Source organism: Ruegeria sp. HKCCA5491, from assembly GCF_013034565.1.
In the GTDB taxonomy this organism is placed as follows: Bacteria; Pseudomonadota; Alphaproteobacteria; order Rhodobacterales; family Rhodobacteraceae; genus Ruegeria.
Genome location: NZ_WQGG01000007.1, coordinates 75,497 through 99,988, shown reverse-complemented (window position 1 = coordinate 99,988; position 24,492 = coordinate 75,497). Strand labels below are relative to the sequence as shown.

Below are 24,492 nucleotides of genomic sequence, written 5' to 3'. Positions count from 1 at the left end.
AGGGTAAGAGATGGCGGAACCCAAAAACGAAGATTTTCTGGACGATATCGCAACAGCCGAGGCAGAAGAGTTGGCCGAGGAGTTTGCTGAAATCAGTGAAGAGGCGCTGGAAATTGATGCCCTGCGCGCTGAGCGTGATGATTTCAAGGACAAGTTCATGCGCGCACTGGCTGATGCTGAAAACGCGCGCAAACGGGGCGACAAAGCGCGTCGGGATGCAGAGCAGTATGGCGGGTCCAAGCTGGCGCGCGATATGCTGCCGGTATATGACAACATGAAACGTGCGCTTGAGGCCGCAACCGACGAGCAGAAAGAGGTTGCTGCCGGTTTGATCGAAGGTGTCGAGCTGACCATGCGCGCACTGACGAACGTGTTCCAGAAACACGGGATCGAGGTGATCACACCCGAAGTCGGCGACCGGTTTGATCCCAATCTTCACGAAGCCATGTTCGAGGCCCCTGTTCCGGGCACCAAGGCTGGCGATATCATTCAGGTCTCGGCTGAGGGGTTCATGCTGCACGACCGTTTGCTGCGTCCGGCGCAGGTGGGCGTTTCTTCAACACCAGCAAGCTGATTGACCTCTGCGAGGCCAAGCCTCCGGCGGAAGTATTTTTGAACAGAAGAAGGGGTGGTCAGGATTTGGCCGCCTCTTTCAGTTTGTAGATCAGGTCGAGCGCTTCGCGGGGTGTCAGTTCATCGGGCAGGATGTCGTCCAGCATATTCGTGACTGGTGAGGTTTTTGGCGCGGGCGGCGGCGGGGGTGATGCGGCTGAGAATAGGGGGAGATCGTCGATCAATGCCTTTTGCTTTCCGCCTTCACGTTCAGTTTTTTCCAATTGGTCCAGCACGACGCGGGCGCGGTCGACCACGGATGCGGGAAGCCCAGCCAATTGCGCGACCTGCACGCCATAAGATCGGTCGGCGGCGCCTTTGTGGACTTCGTGCAGGAAGATGACTTCGCCCTCCCATTCTTTGACAGCGACAGTGGCGTTGTCGACGCTTTCGAGTTTTCCGGCCAAGGCGGTGAGTTCGTGGTAGTGGGTGGCAAACAGCGCGCGGCATTGGTTGGCGGCGTGCAGATGTTCCAGTGTGGCCCAAGCGATAGAGAGGCCGTCATAGGTGGCGGTGCCGCGCCCGATTTCGTCGAGGATCACCAGCGCGCGGTCGTCGGCCTGATTGAGGATTGCGGCGGTTTCCACCATTTCGACCATGAAAGTCGAACGCCCCCGCGCCAGATCGTCTGACGCTCCCACTCGGCTGAAAAGTTGGCTAACTAAGCCGACATGGGCCCGTTCGGCGGGAACGTAACTGCCCATTTGGGCCAGCAGGGCGATCAGGGCATTTTGGCGCAGGAAGGTTGATTTACCGGCCATGTTGGGACCAGTCAGCAGCCAGATCGCTGAACCCTGATCGGCGCTCAGGTCGCAGTCGTTGGCTATGAAGGCATCGCCTGATTGCTGGCGGAGCGCGCGTTCTACAACCGGGTGGCGACCCCCTTTTATGCCGAATGCACGCGAATTGTCGACCTGCGGACGGCACCAGTTTTCTGCGCGCGCCAGATCAGCGAGAGCAGTAGTCAGATCCAGTTCGGCCAACCCTCGGGCCGCTTGGTTGAGGCGGGCCGCGAGGGACAGAATTTCGCTAGAAAGCCTTTGATAGAGCCGCTTTTCGATTTCCAAAGCCAGATTTCCGGCGTTCAGGATGCGGGTTTCGATCTCGGACAGTTCTACCGTGGTGAACCGGACTTGGTTCGCAGTGGTCTGACGATGGATGTAGGTTTCACTGAACGGTAGGTTCAGCATTTTTTCGGCATGAGTGGCCGTGGTTTCGATGAAGTAGCCCAGCACGTTGTTGTGCTTGATCTTCAACGATGTGATGCCCGTGTGCTCTGCGTATTTTTGCTGAAACCCGGCTATGACGGATCGACCTTCGTCGCGCAGCGTGCGCGCTTCGTCCAGTTCGGCATCGAAACCGGGGGCGATGAAGCCACCATCGCGCGCAAGCAAGGGTGGTTCAGCAACAAGCGCCTCGTCCAGCAGGTTCAGTAGATCATCAAAGCCGACAAGGTTTTGTACTGCGGTTGCCAGCAGGACCGGAAGATCCTGACCTTCGCACAATTCAGCGATCGCCGATGCCTGTGTCAGCCCATTGCGAATGGCAGCCAGATCGCGGGGGCCTCCGCGCTCCAACGACAGGCGCGACAGGGCACGGTCCAAATCAGGGGTTTTGCGCAGGATCTCGCGCAAGTCCGAGGTGGTCAGGCTGTCTTCGGCGGCAAAACTTACCGCGTCCAACCGGGCGTGGATCACGTCCAGATTGCGGGACGGGCTGGACAGACGCTGTTCCAGCAGCCGGGCACCACCCGGGGTTACGGTACGGTCAACCACTGACAGCAGTGATCTGGCGCGCCCACCGGAGAGCGACCGGGTCAGCTCCAGATTCCGGCGCGTGGCGGCGTCGATCTGCACCACGCGGTCCTCGGATTCCTTGAGCGGCGTTTGCAGCAGGGGCAGTTTGCCCTTTTGCGTGATCTCAAGATAGTCGACCAGCGCGCCCATAGCCGACACTTCGGCGCGCCCAAATGACCCGAACGCATCCAAAGCGCCCACGTGAAACAACCCGCAGATGCGTTTTTCCGCCGCAGTGCTGTCGAAACTGGCGCGTCCGATCGGGGTCAGCGAAATGCCCAGATCGCGGACGGTTTCATTTAACGCCTGCTCCATCCCGTCGCCCACGATCAGCTCGGACGGAGCAAGCCGCGCCAGTTCGGGGCTAAGCCTGATCGAGGTCAAAGGCATCACGTGGAACGCTCCGGTCGAAATATCGGCCCAGGCCAGCGCGGCTTCATCACGAACCTCGGCGTAGGCGGCCAGAAAATTGTGGCGACGGGCCTCTAGCAGGGCGTCCTCGGTCAGTGTGCCGGGCGTCACCAGACGCACAACATCCCGCCGAACCACTGATTTAGAGCCTCTTTTCTTGGCTTCGGCCGGGCTTTCCATCTGCTCGCACACAGCCACGCGAAAGCCTTTGCGGATCAGCGTCAGCAGATAGCCCTCGGCCGCATGAACGGGAACGCCGCACATGGGGATATCCTCGCCATTGTGCTTGCCGCGTTTGGTCAGGGCGATGTCCAGCGCCTCGGCGGCATTCACCGCGTCCTGGAAAAACATCTCGTAGAAATCACCCATGCGGTAGAACAGCAGGGCGTCTGAATGGGCCTCTTTGATCTCAAGATATTGCGCCATCATTGGCGTGACTGTGGACAAAAGCGGCCCCCTTTTGGCGTCTTCCGGTGGCGACCTTACAAATCCCCCAACCGCGACGAAAGGTGAAAACGTATTGTCGTTGAGGCGCAGCCTCGCCTGCGCTATGACGCAACAGCCCCGAATTCATGGAAACGACCGATAAGATGCCCAAAGCGAAGATCACCAAAGAAGAGGCGCTGGCCTTTCACCTGGACCCCACCCCCGGCAAGTGGGAGGTGCAGGCCACCGTTCCCATGACCACGCAGCGCGATCTGTCATTGGCCTATAGCCCTGGCGTGGCCGTTCCCTGTGAAGCTATCGCCGAAGCACCCGAGACTGCCTATGACTATACCAACAAGGGCAATCTGGTCGCCGTGATCTCGAACGGGACGGCTGTGCTGGGTCTCGGCAATCTGGGCGCGCTGGGCGGCAAGCCGGTGATGGAGGGCAAGGCCGTTCTGTTTAAGCGTTTTGCCGACGTGAACTCGATCGACATCGAACTGGACACTGAAGATCCGGATGAGTTCTGTCGCGCGGTCCGCCTGATGGGGCCAACATTTGGCGGCATCAACCTTGAAGACATCAAAGCGCCCGAGTGCTTCATCATTGAACAGCGCCTCAAGGAAGAGATGGATATCCCCGTCTTCCACGACGATCAGCATGGTACAGCGGTGATCTGTGCGGCGGGCTTGCTGAATGCGCTGCATATTTCGGGCAAGAAGATCGAAGATGTGAAGATTGTTCTGAACGGTGCGGGTGCGGCGGGGATCGCCTGTATCGAACTGCTTAAGTCAATGGGCGCGCGGCACGAGAACTGCATCGTGTGTGACACCAAGGGCGTGATCTATCAGGGTCGGACCGAAGGTATGAACCAGTGGAAATCGGCTCATGCGATCACGACCGAACTGCGCACGCTGGAAGAAGCCATGAAGGGCGCGGATGTGTTTCTGGGCGTGTCGGTCAAAGGGGCCGTGACGCAGGATATGGTTGCGTCGATGGCCGATAACCCGGTGATTTTCGCCATGGCCAACCCCGACCCCGAGATCACCCCGGAAGAGGCGCACGAAGTTCGTGTTGATGCCATTGTTGCCACCGGGCGCAGCGACTATCCGAACCAGGTGAACAATGTTCTGGGCTTTCCCTATCTGTTCCGCGGCGCGCTGGATATCCATGCCCGCGCCATCAATGATGAGATGAAGATCGCCTGTGCCCACGCGCTTGCCAACCTGGCGCGCGAGGATGTGCCGGATGAGGTTGCGATGGCCTATGGCAAATCGCTGACCTTTGGGCGCGACTATATCATCCCTACGCCGTTTGACCCGCGCCTGATCCACCGTATTCCACCTGCCGTCGCTAAGGCCGGTATGGATACCGGGGCCGCGCGGCGTCCGATCATCGACATGGATGCCTATGAGCTGAGCCTCAAGTCCCGCATGGACCCGACCGCCAGCATTCTGCGGGGCCTTAATGCGCGGGCGCGTCAGGCGCAAAGCCGGATGATCTTTGCCGAGGGCGACGATCCCCGCGTGCTGCGCGCGGCTGTCACCTATCAGCGTTCGGGCTTTGGCAAGGCGCTGGTTGTGGGGCGTGCCGATGACGTAAAGGCCAAGCTGGAAGAGGCCGGTCTGGGCGATGCCGTGCGTGAGCTTGAGGTGGTAAACGCTGCCAATACCGCGCATCTCGAGACCTACTCGAACTTCCTGTACGATCGGCTTCAGCGTAAGGGTTTCGACCGCAAGGACATTCACCGCCTTGCCGCGCGGGACCGTCACGTGTTTTCCTCGCTGATGCTTGCGCATGGGCATGGCGATGGTCTTGTGACCGGGGCCACGCGCAAGTCGGCGCATGTTCTGGACCGGATCAATCACGTGTTCGACGCGGACGCGGCGCATGGCGCGGCTGGTGTAACGGCGTTATTGCACAAGGGGCGGATCGTGTTGATCGGCGATACACTGGTTCATGAATGGCCTGACGAGAATGATCTGGCCAACATCGCTGAGCGCTCGGCCGCCGTTGCGCGCCACATGGGGCTCGAGCCGCGCGTGGCCTTCGTCAGCTTTTCGACATTCGGCTATCCGATGTCGGAGCGGGCTGAAAAAATGCACCGTGCGCCTGCGGTTCTGGACCAGCGTGGCGTTGATTTCGAATATGAGGGCGAGATGACCGTCGACGTAGCCCTGAATGTGGATCAACAGGCCAGCTATCCATTCCAGCGTCTGACAGGCCCGGCAAATATCCTGATCGTTCCCGCGCGCCATTCGGCGTCGATCTCGACCAAGCTGATGCAGGAAATGGGCGGTGCTACGGTCATCGGTCCGATCCTGTCAGGTGTCGACAAGCCGATTCAGATCTGCTCGACCGTTTCGACGGCGAATGACATCTTGAACATGGCTATCCTGGCGTCTTGTGACATTGGATAAGCGATGACGATCTGGAACCTCGGCTCGATCAACGCGGACATGATTTACGACGTACCGCACCTTCCCGGGCCGGGGGAGACGCTCTCGGCCAACCGTTTGGATCGTTGTCTGGGCGGCAAAGGCGCGAACATGTCCGTGGCGGCGGCGCGGGCCGGGGCGCAGGTGTCGCATGTTGGGGCCGTGGGGTCGGATGGGCGCTGGGCGTTGGATCGTTTGACGGAATATGGCGTGGACACACGCCATATCGCCCAGGTCGACGTGCCGACAGGTCACGCCATCATTGCCGTGGATGCCGAAGGTGAGAACAACATCATCCTGTTTCAGGGGGCGAACCACGCAATCTCGCAGGATCAGTTGGGGCAGGCGCTGTCTTCAGCTTCGCGCGGTGATTTGCTGGTGATGCAGAACGAAACCAATCTTCAGGTTGAGGCCGCGAAGATGGGTCGTGAGATGGGTTTGACTGTCTGCTATGCCGCAGCCCCGTTTCAGGCCGATGCGGTGCAGGCCGTGCTGTCCTATCTGGATTTCCTGATATTGAACGAAGTTGAGGCCGATCAACTGCGTCAAGCCACCGGTCAATCGGTCTCGGATTTGAAGGTCGAGCATGTAATTGTCACCTTGGGATCAAAAGGCGCGCGGTACCATCATCGCGCTGCGACGTCGGATTTCCCGGCCTATAAAGTGCAGCCTGTGGATACGACCGGCGCGGGGGATACCTTTACCGGCTATGTTCTGGCCGGGATGGATCGCGGGATGCCGATCCCGCAGGCGATTTCCCAAGCAAACCGTGCCGCGGCCCTGATGGTCACGCGGCACGGTACAGCAGATGTCATCCCGGATTTGAAAGAGGTCCGGGACGCGAAGCTCGATTAGGATCCGGCAAATGGCGCGTCGCCGCCCCAAAGTTGCTTGACACGGGCGTCCCGGCCGCAGGCTTTGCGGTAAGCCTTGTATGCGCTGTGTTGGCGTTTGGGGCCAAACCGCGTGAGAACCAGCTTGGACCCTTTGTAGTAATCCTGATGATATGCGTCGGCAGGATAGAACGTGCCAGCCTGCAGGATCGGCGTAACCACGGTCTGCCCCAGCGCACGTTGTGCATCTGCCTTGGCCTGTTCAGCAGACGCTTTTTCGCCTGCATTAGAGACAAAAATGGCGGTTCTATAGCTATCCCCCCGATCACAGAACTGCCCTCCGGCATCGGTAGGGTCTACGGACCGGAAAAAGAGGTTCAACAGCGTTTCACGGGAAACGACCGATGGGTCAAAGGTGATCTGGACGGCTTCGTAATGACCGGTGCCCCCTTTGGAGACCTGATCATACGTAGGGCTTGCGGTTTTGCCGCCGGTAAATCCGGAAACTGCCCCTGTCACACCTTTCACGGATTCAAAGTCGGATTCGACACACCAGAAACACCCGCCGGCTACCGTCAGGGTTTCGGTTCCCGCGGCGGGTGCCGGGGTCGCTCGCAACAGAGCGGCAATTGCGATCAAAGTAAAAAGAAGCGTCGGTTTGACGTAGTCGAGATAAGCGATGCGGGTCATGGCAGGTCTCCTTCTGAGATTAAGCTGCCTTGTCTTTTTGCCCGACGCAATCACCTGACATCGTTTGTCACGCGCTGGTGAGAGGAGTTTATCCGAGCAACTGCCCTAGTTTCATCGCAACGCCCATATTTCCCGAAATCTTGAGCTTGCCCAAAGCCACTCCTGTCATCGGGTTCAGCTTGCCGGTCAGCAGTTTGGTCAGGTTCTTCTGCGAAATACGGATGGTGCAGTCGGTTTCCCGATCCTGTGTGGTGGCCTGATTGTCAGACAGGACGATCACACCGTCATCGCCGCAATCGAACTTCAACGAGCCTTCGAAGCTTTTGCCAACCAGGTTTTTCTGAATGTCGTCCGCAATTGACTGCAACATGGTATCTCTCCTCGGTTGACCTGTGCGTAAGGCTAAACCGGTTAGCCAGGCAAGGATGACCCCACGAGAACCACTGCCTATGACCCCTGCAAAAGCTGGACAGTGCGTTCGCACCGCTGACCGTCATAGAATGCGTCCAGAACGGCAAGAAATTCCGGCGGGGCATCGGGTACGGATGAGAACAGCGTCATGCAAGACCGCAACTTCTTGCCATCTATCCCGCCCAGAATGTCCGTGGCATCGCGGCCCTTGTGCAGCAGCATCAACTGCGCTGTTTCTATCAGGCGTTTGCGCAGTTCTGGGTGATCCAGATAGGCGGTCGCCTCGTCCAGATCTTCAATGCCGTAGAGCTGCGCCATGTCGGACCGGCCAAGCGCGGCCAATTGCGGAAAGACGAACCACATCCAGTGGCTGGTTTTCTGCCCCTGCTTCAACTCGCGCAGGACGTCGGACCAAACCGTGTCCTGCGCTTCGATGAACAGATCAAGCTCATCACCGATGCCGTCGTCTTCGGTCACTTGGACAAACGCTTGTCGCGGGCTGCCAGCAGTTTAAGACGCAGGGCGTTCAACTGGATAAAGCCCGCCGCATCTGTCTGGTCATACGCACCCGCGTCTTCCTCGAAGGTGACGTGCGCCTCGGAGTAGAGCGAGTGATCCGACCAGCGGCCCACGGTCGAGGCCAGACCTTTGTACAGTTTCACCCGCACGGCGCCGGTTACGTGTTCCTGGCTCTTGTCGATGGCCGCTTGCAGCATTTCGCGTTCGGGCGAGTACCAGAAGCCGTTATAGATCAACTCAGCATATTGCGGCATCAACTGGTCTTTCAGGTGCATCGCGCCGCGGTCCATGGTGATGGATTCAATGCCACGGTGCGCTTCCAGCAGGATGGTGCCGCCGGGCGTTTCGTAGATACCGCGCGACTTCATGCCAACAAAACGGCCTTCGACCAGGTCCAGACGGCCAATGCCGTGCTTACCGCCATATTCGTTCAGTTTGGTCAGGATGGTGGCCGGGCTCATCGCTTCGCCATTGATGCTGACTGCGTCGCCTTTTTCAAAGCCGATTTCGATGAATTCGGGTTCGTTCGGCGCATCTTCGGGGTGGACGGTGCGCTGATAGACGTAATCCGGCGCCATATCGGCGGGGTCTTCCAGAACCTTACCCTCGGACGAGGTATGCAGCAGGTTCGCATCGACCGAGAACGGAGCCTCACCGCGTTTGTCCTTAGCAATCGGAATCTGGTTCTGTTCGGCGAATTCCAACAGCTTGGTGCGGCTGGTCAAATCCCATTCCCGCCACGGCGCGATGACCTTGATGTCAGGGTTTAGAGCATAGGCTGCCAATTCGAAACGAACCTGGTCGTTGCCCTTGCCGGTTGCGCCGTGGGCCACGGCATCGGCACCGGTTTCAGCCGCGATCTCAACCAGACGTTTCGAGATCAGCGGGCGCGCAATGGACGTACCCAGCAGGTACAGACCTTCGTACTGCGCATTGGCGCGGAACATGGGGAAGACGAAATCGCGGACGAATTCCTCGCGGATATCTTCGATATAGATGTTCTCGGGCTTGATCCCCAGCAGTTCGGCCTTCTGGCGGGCAGGCTCCAGTTCCTCACCCTGACCCAGATCGGCGGTGAAGGTGACGACCTCACAGCCATACTCGGTCTGCAACCATTTCAGAATGATCGAGGTATCAAGGCCACCGGAATAGGCCAGAACAACTTTCTTGGGCGCGGACATCTGACTTCCCTTTATGCGTAGAACTATTGGCCCCTAACGGGTTTTGAAAGCGGGGGCAAGTTATCTGCGTTGACGCAGGCAGCGATTTCAGGTGAAACGGACGGATAGAGAACAAGGATTGGTTGAAAGGGCAGTTTTTACGATGTTGGGCTGGCAGATTTTTGTGCATTTCGTGCGAATGGTTTTTGGAAATATTAAGCAGGTTCTGCAAGTTACCTTTGGGCCGGCACTTGCGGCAACCGCCGCCATCGTCGCGCTGTTTATGGTTCTGGATATACCCTGGGATCAGCTTGATCCGGAAAGCGGTACCTTGCCACCGGGAACGTCATACGGATCGCTGGTGTTCTTCGTCGCAAGCGTGGCCATCGTGGGAATAATCACGATGTTCTGGATCGCCGTGTCCTGGCATCGTTTTATCCTGCTGGAAGAATACCCCCACGGTATTTTTCCGACTTTCCGGTTTGACAGGATTCTCGCGTATTTTGGGCGCGTGTTGCTGTTGGGCCTGCTGATGGGCCTTGCCTTCTTGCCGCTAAGCATGGTTATGGCCGCGATGGGAGCTGGCGCACTGACTTTGGTGGTAATGGTCGCTTTCGCCTTTTTTCTGATCGTTGCATTCTATCGCCTTTCGATCATTCTGCCAGCGGCTGCGATTGGCCATCCAGTAACGCTTAGGGATGCGTGGAACAGCACACAAGGAATGGGCGGTGCAATCATCCTGCTTCTTATCGTGAACTTTCTGTTTCAGTTTCTGGTGCAGCTTGCGTTCACCGCGCTCGCGTTTATTCCCTTGCTGGGCATCTTGCTGACCCTGTTCTTCGGTACTTTGGTGTTGCCACTGATCAACGTCAGTATTTTGACCACGATGTTCGGTGTGTTCATCGAAAAGCGCGAACTGACCTAGCCGCTCGTACACATATGTATTCCTTGCGCTTTCGGCGGTGATGCGGCAGTGAAACCGTCATGAGTGACTTCATGACCCGTGCCCGCGCCGCCGAACAGGAAATGCGATTGGTTTTTCCGCCGACGCCCTTGCAGCGGAATGCCCACCTGTCTGACCGCTATGGGGCTGATATCTGGCTCAAGCGTGAAGACCTCAGCCCGGTGCGGTCATATAAAATTCGCGGTGCGTTCAACGCCATGCGCAAGCAAAAGGGGTATGACCTTTTCGTCTGCGCCAGCGCAGGCAATCATGCGCAGGGTGTGGCGTTCATGTGCAAACACCTGAACGTGCGCGGTGTGATCTTCATGCCGGTGACAACGCCGCAGCAGAAAATTCAAAAAACCCGCATCTTCGGCGGCGACAATATCGAGGTTCATCTGTCCGGAGACTATTTCGATGATACTCTGGCAGCGGCGCAACAGTGGTGTGCGCAGCAGGGCGGTTATTTTCTGTCACCCTTCGATGATGAGGACGTAATCGAGGGGCAGGCGTCCCTTGCGGTTGAGATCGAAGAGCAACTGGGCCGCGTGCCAGACCACGTCATCCTGCCGGTTGGGGGTGGAGGAATGTCATCAGGTGTGGCGACGTGGTTTGGCGATCGAACGCATTGCCTGTTTGTCGAGCCCAAAGGTGGGGCGTGCCTGCATGCGGCGATGGCGGCGGGTCACCCGGTTTCGCTGGACCACGTAGACAATTTCGTTGATGGCGCCGCGGTTGGTCGGATTGGTGCCAAGCCGTTTGAATTGCTCAAGTCACGCCATCTTTCGGATGTGTTGGTCCTGTCCGAAGATCGCATCTGTGCCACGATGATTGAAATGCTGAATGTCGAAGGCATTGTTCTGGAACCTGCGGGTGCTCTTGCGGTTGAGGCGGTTGCCGATGTGCAAAGCTTCATTCGCGGCAAGACCGTGGTTTGCGTCACCTCGGGCGGGAATTTCGATTTTGAGCGTCTGCCCGAAGTGAAAGAGCGGGCGCAGCGCTACTCGGGCGTGAAGAAGTACTTTATTCTGCGCTTGCCGCAGCGTCCCGGCGCGTTGAAGGAATTCCTGAACATCCTCGGCCCGGATGACGATATTGCCCGATTTGAGTATATGAAGAAATCCGCGCGCAATTTCGGCTCGGTCCTGATTGGTATCGAAACCCGGAAGCCCGAGAATTTTGCACGTCTTTTCGCGCATCTGGACGAAGCGGGGTTTACCTATACCGACATAACAGACGACGAAACGCTGGCGCAGTTTGTCATCTAAGTCAGGTTCTGCGCCTTTTCGGTCAAGAAACGGGCGCGAGATTCTTCAAATGCGGTCAGAATTTCAGGCAGGTTGACTTCGACCGCTTGGCCAGAGGCCGCCGACCGCTCACCGTCCTGGCACAGCCTTGAGAAGTGGTCAAACCCAAGGCTCAGGGCGCTGCCTTTGAGAAAATGCAGGTTTTGTTCCAAGTCTTTCCGCAACGTGTCCTGTTCCAGTCGGTCGATCGCTTCTTGCACTTCGTCCAGAAAGATCTGAACGACCTCGTCAAACTCGGCGCTGCCCACTTCGTTCCGCAACTGATTGACCCTGGACCAGTTGATCATGCCCGAAATCTCCAAAACAAAACCGCGACATGATTTTGGTAGCGTTGTACCGGTAAAGGGCAGGTTAAGCGACGCAAAAATCAACCTTCACCTGATGTTAAACAGCCGAAGCCTACAGTCTTATTGCGCTGGGGGTGCAGCTAGGGAGCAGAGGTCAGTCAAGCAGAAGCCAGGTCAGAGTTGGATTTTGGAGTGATCCAGAAGGTGCTTGTCGTAGATGACAGCCGACTTCAGCGGCGCATTCTTGTGGCCTCGCTCAAGAAATGGGGGTTTCAGGTTCTTGAGGCGGATAATGGCGCTGCCGCGCTGGAAATCTGCGCAAAGGAATCGCCGGACCTGGTCCTGAGCGATTGGGTCATGCCGGGGATGAGCGGCCTGGAATTCTGTCGGGCATTTCGGTCGTTGAATCGAGAGGTGTACAGCTATTTCATCCTGCTAACCTCCAAGAGCGAAAAGCAAGAGGTCGCGCGCGGGCTGGACGCCGGGGCAGACGACTTTCTGATTAAGCCGCTCGAGGCGGACGAACTGCGAGCCCGTATTTCAGCAGGCGCCCGAATTCTGGATATGCAGCGCGAGTTGTCCGAGAAAAATCGCCTGATTGAATCAGCGTTGGAAGACCTGAAGCTGGCGCATGACGCCATCGACAAAGACCTGATGCAGGCCCGCAAGATTCAGGAATCTCTGGTGCCGGAACTGACGCGCAGCTTCGGGAATTCCCGAGTCAGCCTGTTGCTGAAACCCTGCGGTCACATCGGCGGCGATCTTGTCGGCATGTTCTCACCCGGTGTGAACAGGTTGGGATTTTATAGCATTGATGTGTCGGGCCACGGCATCACCTCGGCCATGATGACAGCGCGGCTGGGCGGGTATCTGTCCAGCAAGCATTTCGATCAGAATGTAGCGATGGAAAAGCGGTTCGATAAATTCTATGCGCTGTTGCAGCCCGAGAAGGTCGCCGAGACCCTAAATTCCCGATTGATGGCGGATGCCGGGATCGAAGAATACTTTACCATGGTCTATGGGATCATCGACCTGCGCAACGGGCACTTGAAAATGGTGCAGGCGGGCCATCCCCACCCATTGGTGCTTCGTCAGGATGGAGGAACTGCGTTTCTGGGCGAAGGCGGGCTGCCGATCGGGTTGTTGCCGGACGTGTCTTTTCAGCGGATTGAAACCTATATGAACCCCGGCGACAGGCTTCTTTTGTATTCCGACGGCTTTACGGAATGCACAATGGCGGATGGGCAATTGCTTGAAGAAGAAGGGCTGCGTCAAATGGCGATCAAATGCACCAAGGGTGCCGCAGGGTCCGATTTTCTTGACAACATCTTTCGAGACCTGACCCAAGCCATGGCCCCCGGCAGCAGCATGGGTGACGATGTCTCGGCCGTATTTTTCGAATACGGAGGGCCCTAGAGCGTATCCAGATGCAAACTGGCGAAATGACGGTCGCCGCCATTGCCCAACATCTCAACCGCGTCTGCAGTATCCATCCACAACGCTTCGTGAAACGGTTCGGTCGGGGCGCCGATATTGCGGACGGGACGAGCGCGGTAGATCAGACAGACCTTTTCTGCCCATAAGTCATATTCCGGCATATAGGTGAACCGGCGAAATGCGCCGACACGACGTGGATTGGCCACCAGCCAGCCTGTTTCTTCGAAAACCTCTCGGTGAAGGGCCGTTATAGGCGATTCGCCGGGATCATTACCGCCGCCGGGCAATTGCAGATCAGGGCCGGGTTCCATCTGACAAGTCAGCAAAAGGTGCCGACCCCGGGGCAGCAACGCGTAAACGCCGACCCTTCGTATGTATTTACGACCCGCTTGTGGGGTTTCACCGAACCGTCTGATCATGTATTGCCCCTTACAACCCGAATTGTTCGACCTATATGCTGGCGGTATGCCAACCTATGGCGTGTAAGGAAACCCCATGTCTCTTGGAACCAAAATCGCGTGGGACGATACCGTCCTGCCCTTTCAACTCGATGTATCGGACATGCGTGGCCGCGTGGCCCGTCTGGACGGGGTGCTGGATGGCATCCTGAAACAACACGACTATCCCGAAAAGGTCGAGGCTCTGGTCGCTGAGATGGCCCTGCTGACCGCGTTGATCGGTCAGACGGTGTCATTGCGCTGGAAGCTGTCCCTTCAGGTACAGTCCAAGGGCGCCGTTCGCATGATTGCCACCGATTACTATGCGCCCACCGAAGAAGGCGAACCGGCGCGCATTCGGGCTTATGCCAGCTTTGATCGGGACAGGCTGACCGATGCCAGCCCGTTCGATCAGGTGGGCGAAGGGTATTTTGCGATCATGATCGACCAGGGCGAAGGTACGCATCCCTATCAAGGGATCACTCCCTTGGCCGGCGGGTCGCTCAGCGCCTGTGCCGAAGCCTATTTTGCCCAGTCCGAGCAGTTGCCGACACGGTTCTCGCTGAGTTTTGGAAAATCGACCGAACCGGGCGTTGGCGAACATTGGCGCGCGGGCGGGATCATGCTGCAGCATATGCCCAAAGCCTCGCCGTTTGCGGCAACGGGCGAAGGCACCGGAGACATTCTGACCGCCAGCGATCTGGTCGATGGCGAGGAAGGTGAAAACTGGGGCCGCGTGAATATCCTGCTGGATACGGTCGAGGATCTGGAACTGATCGGCCCGTCAACCGCGCCGACCGACTTGCTGGTGCGCTTGTTTCACGAAGAACAGCCCCGCGTCTATGACGCCCAGCCGGTGCAATTCGGATGTACCTGCTCTGAAGATCGCGTGCGGCAGAGCCTGTCGATCTATTCGGCGAAGGACATTGAAAAGATGACGACGCCCGAGGGCAAAGTCACCGCAGACTGCCAGTTCTGCGGCGCGCATTACGTGCTGGATCCCGGCACCGTCGGTTTTGATGCTGACCGGCCCTGATCCGACAGACGTGCTGCGGGCGGCGCTGAGCCGCCCCGGCGACGGGTCAAGTGATTTTGACCTGAACCCCGACACTGTATTGCCGGAAGGTCGGAAGCTGCGCCCGGCGGGGGTTTTGGTTCCGGTTTCCGTTGTCGGAAACACTCCGCGTGTGATCCTGACCAAGCGTTCGTCAGCGCTTAAACATCATCCGGGTCAGATTGCCTTTCCGGGCGGCAAGCAGGACAAAGGTGACGCCGATGTCACGGCCACCGCCCTGCGTGAGGCGCAGGAGGAGATCGGTTTGCCTCCGGACCTGCCGGACATTCTGGGCCATTTGCCGACCCATGAGACAGTGACATCCTTCACGGTCACCCCGGTACTCGCCATTCTGCGGGACAGGTTTCAACCGGTACCGGAACCGGGCGAAGTGGTTGAGGTGTTTTCGGTCCCGCTGGCGCATGTCCTTGATCCCGCAAACTACATTATTGAGTCGCGTCGCTGGCGGGGTCACAAACGGTATTATTTTACGGTGCCGTTCGGTCCCTATTATATTTGGGGCGCGACGGCCCGCATGCTACGGGGTCTGGCCGCGCGGGTGAGCGAATGACGCAAATTTCCGAAAGCTGGGTTTCCGATCCGGCGACACAAAAGGTTTGCGCGGTGTTGACGGACGGCGGGGCGCAGGCGCTGTTTGTCGGTGGCTGTGTGCGAAATGCGCTTTTGGGCGCGGCCGTGTCCGATATCGACATTGCGACGGACGCCCGCCCGCAGCAGGTTGTCGAGCTTGCGCAAAACGCGGGGCTGAAAGCGATCCCAACCGGGATTGATCATGGAACGATCACGGTGGTCTGTGATGGCGTCCCGCATGAGATCACCACCTTCCGCCGTGACATCGAAACTGATGGCCGCCGCGCGGTTGTGGCGTTCTCGGACAATATCCAAGAGGACGCGGCACGCCGGGACTTCACCATGAACGCACTTTATGCGCAGCCTGACGGGACGGTATTGGATCCGCTGAATGGCCTGCCGGATTTGCGGGCACGGCGGGTGCGCTTCATCGGAACCGCAGAACACCGCATCCGTGAAGATTACCTGCGGTCTTTGCGCTATTTTCGGTTCCACGCTTGGTATGGTGATGCAGAGGCTGGGTTTGACGCGGATGCTCTGGCGGCGATTGCGTCCAATTTGGACGGATTGTCGGATTTGTCCCGCGAACGTGTCGGGGCCGAGCTTTTGAAATTGCTGGGTGCCCCCGATCCTGCACCCTCTGTCGCGGCCATGCGCAGCGTCGGCGTTCTGGCGCAACTTGTGCCGGGTGCAGATGATCGGGCCCTTGCGCCACTGATTATGTTGGAGCAGCAGGCAGGAGCCGCACCAGATCCCATCCGGCGGCTCGCCGCGATTGCGACGCCCGAAATTGCAAAGACCCTGCGCCTGAGCAAGGCGCAGCTTCAGCGACTTACTCAGATGCGGGATGAGGCAAGCGGGAACGCGTCTACCGCAGAGCTTGGGTTCCGATATGGCGAGGAAAGCGGTCTGCACAAAGTGCTTCTGAGATGCGCCTTTTTCGAACAGCCCTGGTCCGAGGAGATGCGCACCGACCTTCACGCCGGGGCCAAAGCCGAATTTCCAATCACCGCGTCAGACCTGATCCCCGAATTCACCGGCCCCGCGCTGGGCCGGAAACTGGCCGAGCTTGAGGCCCGCTGGATTGCTTCGGGTTTCGTGCTGACCCGCGACGATTTGCTGAGCGGCTGAGGCGTAGTCTCAAAAAGGGATGACAAGTCGCAGTCTTTGTGCTTACGTTCGCCTGTCACTTAAATGGAGGGATGCGAATGTATTACGGGATCTGGTTCGGCTAAAGCCGGGACACCTTGACCCGTTGGGGTGGTGTTCTAGCGCCATCTTTCTTCGCATGACCAATTTTCTGCTCAATCGGAGCACTCTCCATGTTTCGCTTTTTCGAAAACCTCGTTGACCCTTTTGTCGCCTACAAGGAATCTGACACGCCGCCCACGCGGTTGTGGCCATTCATGTTGGAATACTCCAAGCCGTTCTATCGGGTATTCTTCTGGGCGGGGCTGATTTCAGTCATCGTAGCGGCAGTTGAGGTCGGGCTGATCTACTATATGGGTCGCGTAGTTGACCTGTTGACCGGACCGCCGGCCGAGGTGTGGAAGGCCCACGGGACTGAAATGATCCTGATGGCCCTTTTTGTCCTTTTGCTGCGGCCCATGTTGCATGTCGTGGATGTGCTGTTGTTGAACAACACGATTCTGCCGAACTTTGGCACCCTTATCCGCTGGCGCGCGCATAAACATGTGCTGCGTCAGTCCGTGGGCTGGTTCGAGAATGACTTTGCGGGCCGCATCGCCAACCGGATCATGCAAACGCCCCCGGCAGCGGGCGAGGCGGTGTTTCAGGTCTTTGACGCGATCTCTTTCTCGCTGGCCTATTTGATCGGGGCGGCGGTGCTGCTTATGGCGGCTGATCCGCGCCTTTTGCTGCCACTGCTGGTCTGGTTTGTCCTGTATGGATTGCTGGTTCGTTGGACGGTTGCTCGGGTAGGTCCCGCGTCGCAGGCGGCGTCCGATGCGCGGTCTGCCGTGACGGGGCGGGTGGTCGACAGCTACACCAACATCCACTCGGTCAAGATGTTTGCCCATGACGCGCAGGAACTGGACTATGCCCGCGAAGCCATCGAAGAAACACGCCGAACCTTTCAGATCGAGATGCGGATCTTCACCATCATGGATGCGGTTCTGGTCACGCTGAACGGTCTGCTGATCGTTGGCGTTGTCGGATGGGCGATCGCCCTGTGGATGCAAGGCAGCGCCTCGGTCGGGGTGGTTGCGGCTGCTACCGCTTTGACCCTGCGGCTGAACGCGATGACTGGCTGGATCATGTGGGCGCTGACCAGCTTTTTCCGTCAGCTTGGTGTTGTGGCCGAGGGGATGCAGACGATTGCGCAACCCATTGATCTGTTGGATTTGCCCGGCGCCAAACCGTTGCAATTGTCCAATGGTCAGATCGACATTCGCGATCTGTCCCACCATTACGGGCGCAAGACCGGGGGTTTGGACCACATCAATCTGACCATTCAGCCGGGTGAAAAGATCGGTCTGATCGGGCGGTCCGGGGCCGGGAAATCGACCCTAGTAAAGCTGCTTTTGCGGTTTTACGACGTCGAGCAGGGTGCGATCCTGATCGACGGTCAGAACATCGCGCAGGTCACGCAGGACAGTTTGCGCAGTCATATCGGCATGGTGCAACAAGACAGCGCGCTGCTGCACCGCTCGGTCCGAGATAACATCCTCTATGGTCGTCCTGACGTGACCGAGGCTCAGATGATCGCCGCTGCCAAACAGGCCGAAGCGCATGAGTTCATCCTTGATCTGCAAGACCCACAAGGGCGCACGGGCTATGACGCGCATGTGGGTGAGCGGGGCGTTAAACTGTCTGGCGGGCAACGTCAGCGGGTGACCTTGGCGCGCGTGATCCTGAAGGATGCGCCGATCCTGCTGTTGGATGAAGCGACATCTGCTCTAGATTCCGAGGTTGAAGCTTCGATACAGGAAACTCTTTACGGCATGATGCAAGGTAAAACCGTGATCGCCATTGCCCACCGGCTGAGTACCATTGCCCAGATGGACCGCATTCTGGTCATGGACGACGGAAGAATTGTAGAGCAAGGCGGCCATGCCGAGCTGTTGTCCCATGGTGGGCTTTACGCCCAGTTCTGGGCGCGGCAATCTGGGGGCTTCCTGAACCCGGAGGCCGCGGAATGAGGATCGCCGACCTCATAAATCCGTTCAAAAACATCGAAACGCCCCCGCCGCAAACACTGGGGGCGTTCATTCGCTGGTGCTTGTCCGGCGCGTGGCCCATGCTGTTTGTCGCGGCCTTCTTTTCCGCAACCGCTGGCGCGATGGAGGCCGGAACTGCCTGGATTCTGGGATTGGTGGTCGACATTGCAACCGCAGGCGGGCCCGAGAACTTTCTGACCGCTAGCAACATGTGGATGATACTCGGCGCAGTTGCCTTTTTCATGCTGTTGCGCCCGGCATTGTTCGGGTTGTCCTCACTGTCGAACAATTACATCGTAATGCCCAATATCACGCCGCTGGTTCTGGCCAAGCTGTACCGTTGGACATTGGGGCAGTCCATCACCTATTTCGACGACGACTTCGCCGGACGGATCGCCCAGAAACAGATGCAAACTTCGAATGCGATGGCGTCGGTCGTGTCCGAGACCATCAGTGCGATCGTCTTTGCCCTCGCCTCGCTTGTGGGTTCGTTCCTTTTGTTAGGGTCTATTCATCCGCTTGTCATGCTACCCTTCACGGCTTGGCTCACCGTTTATTTCCTGCTTGTCCGCTGGTATCTGCCGCGCATCCGCAAACGCTCGGCCGCGCGGGCTGGGGCGCGGGCGATGGTGTCGGGGCAGGTGGTCGACACCATCACGAACATCAAGACCGTAAAGCTGTTTGCGCATTCTGCCTATGAAGATCAGGCTGCCCGCAATGCGATGGTCGACCTGCGGGAACGGTCGCTGGAGTTCGGCAGTCTTTCCGCTAGTTTCAGGTTCATTCTGATGACGCTGGCAGGTGTGCTGCCGGTTGTGCTGATGGGCGCAACGATCGGGTTGTGGCAGGCGGGAACTGCAACGGCAGGCGATATCGTTGCGGCGGGCGCAGTTTCGATCCGTGTTGCCCAGATGACAGGCTGGGTCAGTTTCACGCTGATGGGCCTCTATGCGAATGTTGGTGAGATTGAGAATGGAATGATGACTCTTGCCAAACGGGACCGGATTGTGGACACAGCAAACGCGTCCGATCTGCAGGTGCAGGACGGTCGGATCGAGTTTGACCATGTCAGCTTTGCTTATGGGCGCGATGTCGGCGGTGTAAGCGATGTGAATATGACCGTATATCCGGGTGAGAAGTTGGGCATCGTCGGCGCATCCGGGGCAGGGAAGTCAACTTTGGTTTCCTTGCTATTGCGGCTCTATGACGGGGAAAAGGGCACAATTCGCATCGACGGTCAGGATGTTCGCCAAGTGACACAGGACAGCTTGCGCAGGCATATCGGGATGGTCACGCAGGAAACTGCGATGTTCAACCGCTCGGCGCGTGAAAACATCCTGTATGGCCGTCCTGATGCCACAGAAGCCGAGATGATCGCCGCGGCACAAAAGGCAGAGGCGCACGAATTTATTCTTGGCTTGCAGGACGCCCACGGTCGCACAGGATATGATGCCCATCTGGGTGAGCGTGGCGTAAAACTCAGCGGGGGACAGCGCCAGCGGATCGCCCTGGCGCGTGCGATCCTGAAAGACGCGCCGATCCTTGTATTGGATGAGGCGACATCTGCGCTGGATTCCGAGGTAGAAGCCTCGATCCAAGCCGCCCTGCACCGCGTGATGCGGGGCAAGACCGTCCTTGCGATTGCACACCGGCTTTCAACGCTGCGAGAGATGGACCGGATCATCGTGCTGGATCAGGGGCGCATTGTCGAATCCGGCACTCATGACGATCTGCTGGAACAGGGCGGCCTTTATGCACGATTCTGGCATCGTCAGTCTGGTGGCTTCATTCAAGCAGAGGCTGCGGAATAGCTTTTAGCTGATTGGCTCGGGTGGTCCGGCGGCGTTTTTATGTTCAACCCGACCGTGACGGTGTCAAAGGGGTTTTGTTGCGGGCAAAGCCCCGGTATCAGGCGGATCATGACGCAGACATTCACCATAACGCGCCTTGGTCATCAGGGGGATGGCATTGCCGAAGGCCCCGTTTTTGCACCGCGCACCTTGCCGGGTGAAGCGGTCAGCGGCACCGTTGTCGGGCAGCTTTTGACCGAGGTCCGGGTCGAAACCCCCTCGGATCAAAGGGTCAAGGCGCTGTGCCGCCACTACAAGTCTTGTGGCGGATGCCAACTGCAACATGCATCAGACGCATTTGTCGCCGACTGGAAGGTCGAAATTGTGCGCAAGGCGCTGGATGCGCAGGGGATCGAAGCGGACATGCGCCCGATCCATACCTCACCCGAACGGTCCCGGCGTCGGGCAACCGTTGCTGTGCGGCGCACGAAAAAGGGCACTTTGGCTGGGTTCCATGGCCGCGCATCCGATACGATTTCCGAAATCCCGGATTGCCATTTGCTGCATCCCGACCTGATCGCGGCGATCCCGGTGGCCGAGGCGTTGGCCCTGCTGGGGGGCAGCCGAAAAGGGGTTCTGGCTGTGACGCTGACCCTGTCCGAGGGTGGTCTGGACGTGGCAGTCAAAGGCGGCAAGCCATTGGACGGCCCGCTTGAGCTGGCCCTTGCGCAGGCGACCGAACACCATGGTCTTGCACGGCTCAGTTGGGATGACGAGGTTATCGCCACGCGGCAGCAGCCGGTTCAACGCTTTGGGACGGCCGAAGTCGTACCTCCGCCCGGCGCGTTTCTGCAGGCCACCAAGGACGGCGAACAGGCTCTATTACAGGCTGTTTTGCAGGCAACCGAGGGGGCAAAGCGCGTTGTCGACCTGTTCGCAGGCAGCGGTACCTTTTCGCTTCCACTAGCGCAGACCGCCGAAGTTCACGCAGTGGAAGGCGAGGCCGACATGTCGGCCACGCTGGATCAGGGGTGGCGCAAGGCTAAAGGGCTGAAGCGGGTAACGACCGAGGCGCGCGACCTGTTCCGCCGACCCTTGATGCCGGATGAACTTAGGTATTTTGACGCGATCGTGCTGGACCCGCCGCGCGCAGGGGCCGAGGCGCAGGTGTCCGAGCTGGCGCAGGTAAAACGCCCAGTGATTGCTTATGTCTCTTGCAACCCGGTTACATTCGCCCGTGACGCAAAAACGCTGGTTAACGCGGGTTACACCCTTGAATGGGTACAAGTGGTTGACCAGTTTCGGTGGTCGTCACATGTCGAACTTGCCGCCCGCTTTACTCTGAACTCATAACCCTGACAGGAGAGCACCCGAATGGGGATCACCCAACGCCTGCAGACAATCATCGACGCCCCGGCTTTTGGCCATTTCATCACCGGAGTCATCCTGTTCAATGCGGTCCTGCTGGGGATGGAGACATCTCCGACCCTGATGGAGCTGGCAGGCCCGGTGATCGTGACATTGGATCAGCTATGTCTGGCCATCTTTGTTGCCGAAATCTCGATGAAGCTGATTGCCACGGGGCGGAATTTTTTCAAGAACGGGTGGAACAACTTTGATTTCCTGATTGTGAGCATCGCCCTTGTGCCCAGTGCGGGCAGCCTGTCGGTTTTGCGGGCGCTGCGTATTCTCAGGGTGCTGCGCGTGATTTCGGTTGCGCCCCGTTTGCGCCGGGTGGTCGAAGGGTTCATTTCAGCCTTGCCGGGCATGGCCAGTGTGTTCCTTCTGATGGCGATCCTGTTTTATATTGGCGCGGTGATTTCGACCAAGCTGTTCTCGGAGTCTTTCCCGGACTGGTTCGGCGATCTTGGCCTGTCAGCCTATACGCTATTCCAGATCATGACGCTGGAAAGCTGGTCGATGGGCATCGTGCGCCCGGTTATGCAGGTTTATCCCTATGCGTGGGTTTTCTTTGTGCCATTCATCATGGTCACGACCTTTGCCGTTGTGAACTTGCTGGTGGGTTTGATCGTGAACTCGATGCAAGATGCCCACCACGCCGAGGATGAGGTAAAGACCGATGCCTACCGCGATGAGGTGCTAGAGCGCCTTGAAACCATCGAACGTCGCTTAATTGAGCAGTCGAACATCAAAAAGTGATTTCAGTTTTTCGGATTTCTGGCATAATCCTGAAAAAAACAAAACGGCAGGCAGTGAAACATGGATCGTCGAGCATTTGGATTGGGTGCTATGGCAACGCTGGGCCTTTCGGCCTGCGCCTCTGCAAACCCCAGATTTCTGACATATGATGGACCCGAAGTGACATCTTTGGTCATCAACAAAAGTGCGCGGAAGATGTATCTTCTGCACAACGAACACGTTCTAAAAGAATACAAGGTGGATCTGGGTTTTTCGCCCGCGGGGACCAAGACCAAACGCGGTGATGGTCGCACGCCCGAAGGCACGTACCTGATCGACCGCCGCAATCCCAACAGCAGTTATCACCTGTCCCTCGGGATTTCTTACCCAAACTCGGATGACGTTGCACAGGCAAAGGCAGCAGGCGTTGATCCCGGTGGCGATATCTTTATCCACGGCCAGCCCAACAAGCGATCTGAACGCAAACGCGCGAAAAAGACGCCGGATTGGACGGCCGGATGCATTGCGGTCAAGAATGAAGAGATTGAAGAAATCTACGCAATGGTGAACCGCGGTACGCTGATCACTCTGCGCCCTTAACAGGTTTCCACGCACCAAATCCGAATTGCATATAGTCGCGCTGGTAGGCATCTGCCGCCAGCGTTTCGAGCGCTTCGTCGTAGATCTCGCCCAGCGTGTAAGGGCTGTCAGGGTCGGTTATTGTTGGCACCAGCGGGGTTTCGTGCCCCAGCGACCGGGCCAGATTGGGAAGGGCTGATGCCAGTTCTTCTTCCCTCAGGATCACATCGGGCAGGGCAAATGACACCATTCCTTCCAACACCTGCGCCTGACTGCACCACATTCCGTCAACGCGAACCGGCGTCTGACCCGCAAGGTTCTGGCGCAGAAACTGCAAGAAAGCGGAAAATGCCTCTAGGTGTTGGTCGATAGGGTAGTTGTCTTTGCGCAATTGGCCTGGAATGGGAATTTTGAACCGATTGCGCAGCATATTGCGGATCTTCAGATAAGAACCCGGTCCGGTGCTTAGGATTTTAGAACAAAAAACGGAATGCGCACGGGCCAACGGATGGCGCAGCACGGTGAACTTCCGGTGACCGGGATGGGAAATCATCCACCTCCGTGCCTGCTTTCGGTTCTGGTTGGTGATCAGGGCATCCATGTCCACCCCATCCAGATCAGCCAGCCATTGCGAAACCTGTGCTTCAACCCCTCCGCGCACAGGCAGGTACATCAGTGGTGTGTTCGGCGCGGCCACGTAGTTGGCTACTGCCGGACCACGCTGGGGTTCAAAATTGGGGGTGCGATACAGATTGAACCTGTCGACTTGGGACAAGTCACGCTCAAGCTGATCCGGGTTTGTGACCTTGGACTGGGTCGCCTCGGGGTTTTGAGGTTTCAGCGTGTCATCAAGTTCCGTAAGCCGCCCGGCAACACCCAGCCATTCTGCCAGACCATTCAGCGATTCCAGCCGATTTAAATCGTCATACGCGATGTAGAATGGGGTCTGACCCGAGTCTTGCAGGTGATGAAGCAGCAAAAGTTGGAAATTCTGCTGTTGGTCCAGGTATTTCTGAAACTCGATCACTTTAAATTCGATGCGGGCCTCACGCCTGCGTTTCACGTTTTTTAGCTGCCACTGCTTGGTTTCCCGCGCAATTTGCAACGATATGAAACTGTCCAAGGGGTTTCGCGTCAGGATAATCTTGGCGCAGCGGGGATCGCTTAGAACAGGCTCTAACACGCGTGGATCGTGGCCATCAAAAAAGCGGAAACCATTCAGGCCAAAAGGCGCCTCGCGGATCGCGTCCAGCAGGTCGGTCGGATTCTGGTCCCGCTGCTCAATCGAAATGCCCAGCAGTTCTTCGGTTTTCAATCGCCCTATGAAATGCGGGTTGAACGCCTCGCCGTGGCTGGTGACCCCGTCCAATGCGTTCAGGTTGGCCTCCAGCAGGTTTGAGCCCGTGCGCATGGCGGCAAGAATAACGAAATAGTCGAATTTTTGGCTCATATC

The 24,492-nt window shown here is 57.9% G+C and carries 22 protein-coding genes; 14 read left to right on the top strand and 8 right to left on the bottom strand.

Annotated elements, in window-relative coordinates:
- Positions 1 to 10 precede the first annotated feature (10 nt).
- Entirely contained in the window at positions 11 to 574 is a 564-nt protein-coding gene (locus tag GOV88_RS10940) for a nucleotide exchange factor GrpE (protein WP_171123804.1), read from the top strand.
- Between the two features lie 58 nt (positions 575 to 632).
- Here GOV88_RS10940 and mutS read toward each other — a convergent pair whose 3' ends face one another.
- Positions 633 to 3,248 (bottom strand): DNA mismatch repair protein MutS, encoded by a 2,616-nt coding sequence (gene mutS / locus GOV88_RS10935; protein WP_171240531.1) that lies wholly within the window; start codon positions 3,246 to 3,248, stop codon positions 633 to 635.
- 161 nt (positions 3,249 to 3,409) lie between these two features.
- On the opposite strand from mutS, the gene GOV88_RS10930 reads away from it, so the two are divergent.
- Both GOV88_RS10930 and GOV88_RS10925 read left to right on the top strand, forming a co-directional pair.
- Positions 3,410 to 5,665, top strand: a complete 2,256-nt coding sequence (locus GOV88_RS10930; protein WP_171124101.1) for an NADP-dependent malic enzyme — start codon at positions 3,410 to 3,412, stop codon at positions 5,663 to 5,665.
- Between the two features lie 3 nt (positions 5,666 to 5,668).
- Positions 5,669 to 6,538: a ribokinase gene (locus GOV88_RS10925; RefSeq protein ID WP_171240447.1), complete on the top strand. Its 870-nt coding sequence runs from the start codon at positions 5,669 to 5,671 to the stop codon at positions 6,536 to 6,538.
- Here the strand turns inward: GOV88_RS10925 and msrA are convergent.
- From msrA to GOV88_RS10905, 4 genes are all read right to left on the bottom strand, one after another.
- Complete coding sequence (msrA, locus tag GOV88_RS10920; protein ID WP_171124105.1) at positions 6,535 to 7,206, bottom strand: peptide-methionine (S)-S-oxide reductase MsrA; 672 nt, start codon at positions 7,204 to 7,206, stop codon at positions 6,535 to 6,537. The genes GOV88_RS10925 and msrA overlap by 4 nt on opposite strands.
- A gap of 88 nt (positions 7,207 to 7,294) precedes the next feature.
- Positions 7,295 to 7,576 carry an SCP2 sterol-binding domain-containing protein gene (locus GOV88_RS10915; protein WP_171123810.1) on the bottom strand — a complete coding sequence of 94 codons (282 nt, stop codon included), beginning with the start codon at positions 7,574 to 7,576 and terminating at the stop codon, positions 7,295 to 7,297.
- Positions 7,577 to 7,653: 77 nt separating this feature from the next.
- The gene (locus GOV88_RS10910; protein WP_171240446.1) at positions 7,654 to 8,094 is read right to left on the bottom strand and encodes a DUF1810 domain-containing protein; all 441 of its coding nucleotides are present in this window, start codon (positions 8,092 to 8,094) and stop codon (positions 7,654 to 7,656) included.
- A complete protein-coding gene (locus GOV88_RS10905) occupies positions 8,091 to 9,317 on the bottom strand; it encodes an argininosuccinate synthase (RefSeq protein WP_171240445.1) in 1,227 nt (408 codons plus the stop codon). Before GOV88_RS10905 ends, GOV88_RS10910 begins: the two co-directional genes overlap by 4 nt.
- A 118-nt stretch (positions 9,318 to 9,435) precedes the next feature.
- Between GOV88_RS10905 and GOV88_RS10900 the strand changes: the two genes are divergently transcribed.
- Both GOV88_RS10900 and ilvA read left to right on the top strand, forming a co-directional pair.
- Complete coding sequence (locus GOV88_RS10900) at positions 9,436 to 10,221, top strand: hypothetical protein (protein WP_254449219.1); 786 nt, start codon at positions 9,436 to 9,438, stop codon at positions 10,219 to 10,221.
- Between the two features lie 59 nt (positions 10,222 to 10,280).
- Positions 10,281 to 11,507 carry a threonine ammonia-lyase IlvA gene (gene ilvA, locus GOV88_RS10895; protein WP_171240444.1) on the top strand — a complete coding sequence of 409 codons (1,227 nt, stop codon included), beginning with the start codon at positions 10,281 to 10,283 and terminating at the stop codon, positions 11,505 to 11,507.
- On the opposite strand, the gene GOV88_RS10890 is transcribed toward ilvA, so the two are convergent.
- Complete coding sequence (locus tag GOV88_RS10890) at positions 11,504 to 11,833, bottom strand: Hpt domain-containing protein (RefSeq protein ID WP_171240443.1); 330 nt, start codon at positions 11,831 to 11,833, stop codon at positions 11,504 to 11,506. The genes ilvA and GOV88_RS10890 overlap by 4 nt on opposite strands.
- Positions 11,834 to 12,025: 192 nt before the next feature.
- Between GOV88_RS10890 and GOV88_RS10885 the strand changes: the two genes are divergently transcribed.
- A complete protein-coding gene (locus GOV88_RS10885) occupies positions 12,026 to 13,249 on the top strand; it encodes a PP2C family protein-serine/threonine phosphatase (protein WP_371808234.1) in 1,224 nt (407 codons plus the stop codon).
- Here GOV88_RS10885 and GOV88_RS10880 read toward each other — a convergent pair.
- On the bottom strand, positions 13,246 to 13,689 hold the full coding sequence (locus tag GOV88_RS10880; protein WP_171240441.1) for an NUDIX hydrolase: 444 nt from the start codon (positions 13,687 to 13,689) through the stop codon (positions 13,246 to 13,248). The genes GOV88_RS10885 and GOV88_RS10880 overlap by 4 nt on opposite strands.
- A 76-nt stretch (positions 13,690 to 13,765) precedes the next feature.
- Between GOV88_RS10880 and GOV88_RS10875 the strand changes: the two genes are divergently transcribed.
- The 8 genes from GOV88_RS10875 to GOV88_RS10840 all read left to right on the top strand — a co-directional run bounded on the left by GOV88_RS10875 (position 13,766) and on the right by GOV88_RS10840 (position 23,060).
- Complete coding sequence (locus GOV88_RS10875) at positions 13,766 to 14,743, top strand: Hsp33 family molecular chaperone HslO (protein WP_171123823.1); 978 nt, start codon at positions 13,766 to 13,768, stop codon at positions 14,741 to 14,743.
- Positions 14,727 to 15,332 carry a CoA pyrophosphatase gene (locus GOV88_RS10870; RefSeq protein WP_171240440.1) on the top strand — a complete coding sequence of 202 codons (606 nt, stop codon included), beginning with the start codon at positions 14,727 to 14,729 and terminating at the stop codon, positions 15,330 to 15,332. The genes GOV88_RS10875 and GOV88_RS10870 overlap by 17 nt, the downstream gene beginning before the upstream one ends.
- On the top strand, positions 15,329 to 16,483 hold the full coding sequence (locus tag GOV88_RS10865) for a CCA tRNA nucleotidyltransferase (protein ID WP_171124125.1): 1,155 nt from the start codon (positions 15,329 to 15,331) through the stop codon (positions 16,481 to 16,483). Before GOV88_RS10870 ends, GOV88_RS10865 begins: the two co-directional genes overlap by 4 nt.
- A gap of 191 nt (positions 16,484 to 16,674) precedes the next feature.
- Positions 16,675 to 18,513 (top strand): ABC transporter ATP-binding protein, encoded by a 1,839-nt coding sequence (locus GOV88_RS10860; protein ID WP_171240439.1) that lies wholly within the window; start codon positions 16,675 to 16,677, stop codon positions 18,511 to 18,513.
- Entirely contained in the window at positions 18,510 to 20,342 is a 1,833-nt protein-coding gene (locus GOV88_RS10855; RefSeq protein WP_171240438.1) for an ABC transporter ATP-binding protein, read from the top strand. Before GOV88_RS10860 ends, GOV88_RS10855 begins: the two co-directional genes overlap by 4 nt.
- A 108-nt stretch (positions 20,343 to 20,450) precedes the next feature.
- Positions 20,451 to 21,674, top strand: coding sequence for a class I SAM-dependent RNA methyltransferase (locus GOV88_RS10850; protein ID WP_171240437.1), 1,224 nt, complete (start codon positions 20,451 to 20,453; stop codon positions 21,672 to 21,674).
- Positions 21,675 to 21,695: 21 nt separating this feature from the next.
- The gene (locus GOV88_RS10845; protein ID WP_171240436.1) at positions 21,696 to 22,481 is read left to right on the top strand and encodes an ion transporter; all 786 of its coding nucleotides are present in this window, start codon (positions 21,696 to 21,698) and stop codon (positions 22,479 to 22,481) included.
- A gap of 60 nt (positions 22,482 to 22,541) precedes the next feature.
- Positions 22,542 to 23,060 (top strand): murein L,D-transpeptidase family protein, encoded by a 519-nt coding sequence (locus tag GOV88_RS10840; protein WP_171240435.1) that lies wholly within the window; start codon positions 22,542 to 22,544, stop codon positions 23,058 to 23,060.
- On the opposite strand, the gene GOV88_RS10835 is transcribed toward GOV88_RS10840, so the two are convergent.
- Positions 23,044 to 24,489 (bottom strand): nodulation protein NodH, encoded by a 1,446-nt coding sequence (locus GOV88_RS10835; protein ID WP_171240434.1) that lies wholly within the window; start codon positions 24,487 to 24,489, stop codon positions 23,044 to 23,046. The two genes, GOV88_RS10840 and GOV88_RS10835, sit on opposite strands and share 17 nt — an antisense overlap.
- Positions 24,490 to 24,492 lie beyond the last annotated feature (3 nt).